We start from the raw sequence: 6363 nt of genomic DNA, 5'->3' as shown, positions 1-6363 counted from the left end.
ATGCTTTACCGTGATGGTTACGCTGCCAAGTGAAAGTCCGGCCAAACTAAGAGTCACGTGTAAAGAGCAAAGAGCCAGCGAGCTTAAAGCCAAAAACCCAAGAGCCAAACCAAAAACCAAAAACCAAAAACCAAAAACCAAAAACCAAAAACCAAACAGTCTATAGGCCAATACGGCCCGGAGTCTGTGAATTGAAAGATAACCTGCGATTGAGGTGAATATGCCATAATGCTTAAAAGAACACCGTTATTTCCGCTATACGAGCAGCACGGGGCAAGAGTAATTGATTTTGGCGGATGGGAGCTTCCGGTTCAATTTTCCGGTATTCAGGCTGAGCATCATGCTGTCCGCGAGAAGGCCGGGCTGTTTGATGTGTCCCATATGGGGGAAGTGTTTGTAGAAGGCAAGGGTGCGCTTGATTTCTTGCAAAATTTAACGACCAATGATGTGTCCCGATTATCCCCCGGCCGCTCACACTACAGCTTCATGTGCTATGAAAATGGCGGAGTGGTCGATGATTTGCTTGTGTATCAATTAAACCCTGGACAGTACATGCTTGTCCTAAATGCAGCGAACATCAGTAAAGATTTGGCATGGCTGCAAAGCCATATCGGGGAAGCAGACGTTACGGTAACCGACCTGTCGGATAACACGGCTCTGCTTGCGCTGCAGGGACCTTTGTCTGAGGAAATATTGAGCCGATTGACAGATGCTCCATTGTCTGAGCTTAAGCCTTTTCACCATATTCATGACGCCAGGGTTGCCGGCTTTCCCGTGATCCTTTCGCGTACAGGCTATACGGGCGAGGACGGTTTTGAGCTATATCTGGCTTCCAAGGATGCGCCTTCCCTATGGCAAAAGCTGCTGCAGGAAGGGCAGCCAGCCGGATTAGTGCCAGCCGGCTTAGGCGCCCGGGATACGCTGCGCTTTGAGGCCAGGCTGCCGCTATACGGACAAGAATTGTCCGCTGACATCACTCCCTTGGAGGCCGGCTTGGGCTGGTTTGTCAAGCTGGACAAAGGGCCTTTTATTGGTCGTGACGCCCTGCAGCGGCAGAAGCAGCAAGGATTGGAGCGCAAGCTGGTCGGGCTGCAAATGCTGGAGAGGGGGATTCCCCGCACCGGATATGCTGTTCTTGCGGACGGCCAAAAGATCGGCACTGTGACCAGCGGGACCCAGTCGCCTACCTTAAAGCAAAATATCGGCCTGGCAATGATTGACAGCCGGTACAGTAAGCTTGGCACCGAAGTATATGTGGAAATCCGCGGCAAACAGCTGCTGGCCAAGGTGATTCCCACCCCATTTTACAAGCGAAAGTAAATTCATGATAAAGGAGTTTTTTCATCCATGAAGCACCGTTACTTGCCGGTTACTGAACAGGACCGTAAAGAAATGCTGGAGACGATCGGCATTGATTCTGTGGAAGAGCTGTTCGCCGATGTGCCGGAGTCAATTCGCTTTAAAGGCACTCTGCAGGTTTCGCCAGCGCAAAGTGAGCCTGAATTGCTGAAAACGATGAGGCGGCTGGCCGCCAAGAACGCAGACACCGATCAATACACCAGCTTCCTGGGAGCAGGTCTGTACGATCATCACATTCCGGTGACGATTCAGCATGTGATCTCGCGTTCAGAATTTTATACGGCCTATACTCCCTATCAGCCGGAAATCAGCCAGGGAGAACTGCAGGCCATCTTTGAATTTCAATCCTACATTTGCGAATTGACCGGCATGGCTGTAGCCAATGCTTCGATGTACGATGGAGCGACAGCCTTGGCGGAAGCCGGCTCTCTGTCAGCGATGGCTACCCGCAGAAGGCAGCTGATCGTTTCCAGAGCGATACACCCTGAAGCAAGACAAATAGTGCACACTTATGCGAAAGGCTTGGGGCTGAAAGTCAAGGAAATTAAGACAGATGGGGGCACAACCGATCTTGCAGATTTGGCTGCAGCGGTGAATGATCAGACGGCGGCCGTGCTTATCCAGTCTCCTAACTTTTTCGGGTGTGTTGAGGATTTAGCAGCAGTAGAGCCGATCATTCATGCAGCGGGAGGGCTGCTTGTAGTCAGCAGCAATCCATTGGCGCTCGGGCTGCTGCAAGCGCCGGGCAAGCTTGGCGCTGATCTCGTAGTTGGAGACGCCCAGCCGCTTGGCATTCCTTCGGCGCTCGGAGGACCCACTTGCGGATATTTCTCCGCTTCGGAAAAATGGATGCGAAAAATGCCCGGCCGGATTGTTGGCCAAACGGTGGACAAACAAGGAAAACGAGGTTTTGTGTTAACGCTGCAGGCGCGTGAACAGCATATTAGGAGAGAAAAAGCTACCAGCAATATATGCTCCAACCAGGCGCTGCTCGCTCTATGCGCTTCGGTGTATTTAACAACGATGGGCAAGCAGGGTCTGCAGGATGTGGCCCGTTTAAATGTTCAAAAAGCCCATTATGCTGCAAAGCAGCTAAGTCAGCTGAATGGAGTAGAGCAGGCGTTTACTGCACCTTTCTTTAATGAGTTTGTGTTGAAGCTAGCAGATGGAACCGATATCGCTCAGCTAAACCGCCAGCTTCTGGACAAGGGCTTTATTGGCGGATATGACTTGGGCAGGGACTATCCAGAGCTAGGCGGACATCTGCTGATCGCTGTGACCGAACAAAGAACGAGGGCTGAAATCGAACAGTTCGCAGCCAGTTTGGGGGAATTGCTATGAGCGAGAATAAATGGATCCATTCGACTTCAACTGCCGATGAGCATGATCAAGCGTTAATCTTTGAAATCAGCCGTGAGGGAAGAACCGCTTATTCCCTGCCGGAATGCGATGTTCCCGAGGTGGAGCTTGACGCCATGCTGCCTGCCTCGTTCATGCGGAGCAAGCCGGCTGAACTGCCGGAAGTATATGAAGTGGATGTGATTCGTCACTACACGGCTTTGTCCCGCAGAAATTTCGGTATTGATAACGGATTTTATCCGCTTGGCTCATGTACGATGAAATACAATCCGAAAATAAATGAGGATGTTGCACGGCTTACGGGCTTTTCCAAAATCCATCCTTATCAGCCTGAAGAGTCCATACAGGGTGCGCTGGAGGTGCTATACCGTCTGCAGCAGGATTTACAGGAAATCACTGGCATGGATCAGGTAACGCTGCAGCCGGCGGCTGGCGCCCATGGTGAATGGACCGGGCTGATGATGATCCGCGCCTATCACGAAAGCCGCGGGGAAAAGCGGACCAAAGTAATCGTTCCGGACTCTGCGCACGGCACCAACCCGGCTAGCGCTACCGTGGCCGGGCTGCAGACGGTTACGATTCCGTCTGATGAACGCGGACTGGTCGATCTGGATGCCTTAAGAGCAGCAGTCGGTCCGGATGTTGCCGCGCTAATGCTAACGAATCCAAATACGTTAGGGCTGTTCGAAGAGAATATTCAGGAAATAGCGGCTATTGTTCATGAAGCAGGGGGGCTGCTCTACTATGACGGAGCGAATGCCAATGCCATCATGGGAATTGCCCGCCCTGGAGATATGGGATTTGATGTCGTTCATCTGAATCTGCACAAAACAATGAGTACGCCGCATGGTGGAGGCGGTCCGGGAGCAGGACCAGTAGGGGTTAAGAAGAAGCTGATCCCTTTCCTGCCGGTACCGGTTGTGGCTGAACGGGAGGAGGGCGTTTATTACTTGGACTATGAACGTCCGCAATCAATAGGCCGGGTAAAAAGCTTTTACGGCAACTTTGGCATTCTGTTAAGAGCCTACACTTACATTTGCACGTATGGCGGTGAAGGGCTGCGTCAGGTATCCGAAACAGCGGTGCTTAATGCCAACTATATGCTCAAAAGATTGTCGTCCCATTTTGATGTGCCATATCCGCGCTTTTGCAAGCATGAGTTTGTGTTGTCCGGCAACCGCCAGAAGAAGTTAGGCGTCCGTACTTTGGATATTGCGAAGCGGCTGCTCGATTTCGGCTTCCATCCGCCTACCATATACTTCCCGCTTAACGTTGAAGAGTGCATCATGATTGAGCCGACGGAGACGGAGAGCAAGGAGACGCTGGATCGGTTTATAGACACTATGATACAGATCGCAGGTGAAGCGGAAGCCGATCCGGAGCTTGTCAAAAACGCTCCTTATACAACTGTGGTGCAGCGGCTGGATGAGACCATGGCTGCTCGCAAGCCGGTTCTCAACTGCAGCTGCGGCTGATTGCAGTTCACAATCTAATAAGCCGTGCGGGTCACTCACCTGCACGGCTTTTGATTTTGAATCGTTCTGCCGAATCAGCGATCAGCGCTCTCTCCGCCGTCAGCTTGAAGCAGCAGTGGAAATCCGGTATAGTTTTACACAAGAAATGGCTGTGAACAGTCACCAAAAGAACGAGATAGATGAAGGAGGAGCATGGTTGCTTAAGTACAAAAAGACGATTTATCTGTTTTCGGTCATCATCATTACACTGCTTCTCTATAAGCTGGTAAGCGAACTTGGAACCGTTATGAGTGTTGTATCCTCGTTCTTGTCTATTCTGTCTCCCTTTTTTCTCGCCTTTGTCATTGCTTACCTGCTAAGGCCGATTATCAATTTTATTGAAGGCAAGCTTAAGCTGCGCCGATTCAAACGGCTGATCAGCATTGTAATTGTATATGTCGGCGTAATAGGCTTTATCTTGATTTCCTTTATCTACGTCACGCCTAGAGTATACGAAAGCATCATGCTGCTGCTGACCGGTATACCGTTCTATTTTACAGAATTGAACGAGTGGATCACCGTACATATTTTGCAAAGCGAATGGGCGGAAAGATTCGATATTAGCGGCCAGGCTGAGGAATTTATTCTGTCAATGTCCTCGCAGATCAGCGAGATGACCACCTTCGTCTTAAACAATCTGGCTTCGCTATTTATTAATCTGACCTCTACTCTTATAAATGTAGTGCTGGGTACCGTAATTTCCATATATATGCTGAAGGATAAGGAGAAGCTGGCCGAGGGGGGAAAACGGCTGCTGTATGCTTTTTTACCGAAAGAGCGGGCGGAGAGGGCAATAACCTATATCCGTGATATCGATTCGGTTTTCTCTAAGTATTTTGCCGGCATTATATTCGACTCGCTGCTCATCGGCTTGATCTGCTTCTGCGGACTCATGCTGTTGAATACGCCGAATGCGCTCCTGGCCAGTGTGGTTGTAGGGGTAAGCAATGTAATTCCTTATTTCGGGCCGTTCGTCGGCATGGTATTTGTTACTTTGATTACTTTGTTCGTTTCCCCGGGACAAGCTCTCTGGGCCTTTCTGTTCGTGTTTCTTCTGCAGCAATTTGACGGGCATTATATGGGTCCCAAAATATACGGAAGCAAGGTAGGCATCAGTCCGCTTTGGGTAATCCTTGCGATTTTGATAGGGGGAGGAACCTTCGGGGTGATGGGGATGATCATTTCTGTTCCCGTATTCGCTATTTTGAAAACAGCGTTTGATGCCTTTGTGGAAAGACGGCTATCTGCTAAAATGAATGCCAGCTCTTAGCCGAGCTGGCCCCTGCTGTACATCCGATATGGCAGCTTTTTTAAAATTTCCGGACGGGAGTGGCGTTAAACAAATATCCCTCCCCGCGGCGGGTAATGATGAAATCGGGCTGAGCCGGATTCCGCTCGATTTTTTTTCGCAGGTTGCTAATATGAACCAGCACCGTACGGGTGTCGCCAAGGCTGTCCGTTCCCCAAACCTTGCTGTACAACTCTTCGATACTGAACACTTTGCCGGTTTCTTTGGCCATCATGAGCAAAAGTTCGAATTCTTTGCCGGAGAGAGGTATTGTTGTGCCGTAAATCGTCAGCGAATGATGAAGCAGATCAATAGAAAGCTCCTGAAAGTCGAGCCTTCCTCCCAATTCACGTTCTTCCGTCTGCTGTCTCAACAGATGCCTTTGGAGATGGGCTTTTATTCTTGCCAGGAGTAAACCAGCATTAAGCGGCTTGGCTACAAAGTCATCGCCACCGGCTTCTAAAACCGCTGTTTTATCTGCTTCAATCCATTGATAACCGGTAAACAGGATCGGTGCTGACGTTATTGCCCGCATAGCCCGACAAAGGTCGTAGCTATCTGCATCGGTAAGCTGGCGTTCCAGCATAATGAGGACTGGGGACAATTCCCTCACAGCTTCTAGCGCAGACCTTCCTTTATGCACATAAGTGACAGTATACTCTCCGCTGTTCATCTCAATATCCAGCCATTCAGCTAAGCGGTCCTCATCATCAACTACAATAATATGCGGCATGCTGTCCATAACATTCTGATCCTCCGGTTAACCTGCATCTTTTGAAATAACAAGAGCGACTCCTTGCGTAAGCTTCGTTAGACTTGCCAGGCGGGGCAGGGTGCATCAGC

The 6363-nt window shown here is 50.1% G+C and carries 5 protein-coding genes; 4 read left to right on the top strand and 1 reads right to left on the bottom strand.

Going from position 1 to position 6363, the window contains the following annotated elements:
• Positions 1 to 228: 228 nt before the first annotated feature.
• The 4 genes from gcvT (at position 229) to PSHG_RS12815 (ending at position 5502) form a co-directional block, all read left to right on the top strand.
• On the top strand, positions 229 to 1320 hold the full coding sequence (gcvT, locus tag PSHG_RS12830; protein ID WP_010273383.1) for a glycine cleavage system aminomethyltransferase GcvT: 1092 nt from the start codon (positions 229 to 231) through the stop codon (positions 1318 to 1320).
• Positions 1321 to 1347: 27 nt separating this feature from the next.
• Positions 1348 to 2700, top strand: a complete 1353-nt coding sequence (gcvPA, locus tag PSHG_RS12825; RefSeq protein WP_010273382.1) for an aminomethyl-transferring glycine dehydrogenase subunit GcvPA — start codon at positions 1348 to 1350, stop codon at positions 2698 to 2700.
• Positions 2697 to 4193 (top strand): aminomethyl-transferring glycine dehydrogenase subunit GcvPB, encoded by a 1497-nt coding sequence (gcvPB, locus tag PSHG_RS12820; RefSeq protein WP_010273381.1) that lies wholly within the window; start codon positions 2697 to 2699, stop codon positions 4191 to 4193. Before gcvPA ends, gcvPB begins: the two co-directional genes overlap by 4 nt.
• Before the next feature lie 196 nt (positions 4194 to 4389).
• Complete coding sequence (locus tag PSHG_RS12815) at positions 4390 to 5502, top strand: AI-2E family transporter (RefSeq protein ID WP_010273379.1); 1113 nt, start codon at positions 4390 to 4392, stop codon at positions 5500 to 5502.
• 40 nt (positions 5503 to 5542) lie between these two features.
• On the opposite strand, the gene PSHG_RS12810 is transcribed toward PSHG_RS12815, so the two are convergent.
• Positions 5543 to 6262 (bottom strand): response regulator transcription factor, encoded by a 720-nt coding sequence (locus PSHG_RS12810; RefSeq protein ID WP_010273376.1) that lies wholly within the window; start codon positions 6260 to 6262, stop codon positions 5543 to 5545.
• Positions 6263 to 6363 lie beyond the last annotated feature (101 nt).

This window comes from Paenibacillus senegalensis JC66, assembly GCF_000285515.1.
GTDB classification, from domain to species: Bacteria; Bacillota; Bacilli; order Paenibacillales; family NBRC-103111; genus Paenibacillus_L; species Paenibacillus_L senegalensis.
The sequence above is the reverse complement of the archived record's forward strand: the minus strand, read 5'-3'. Positions and strand labels throughout refer to the sequence as shown.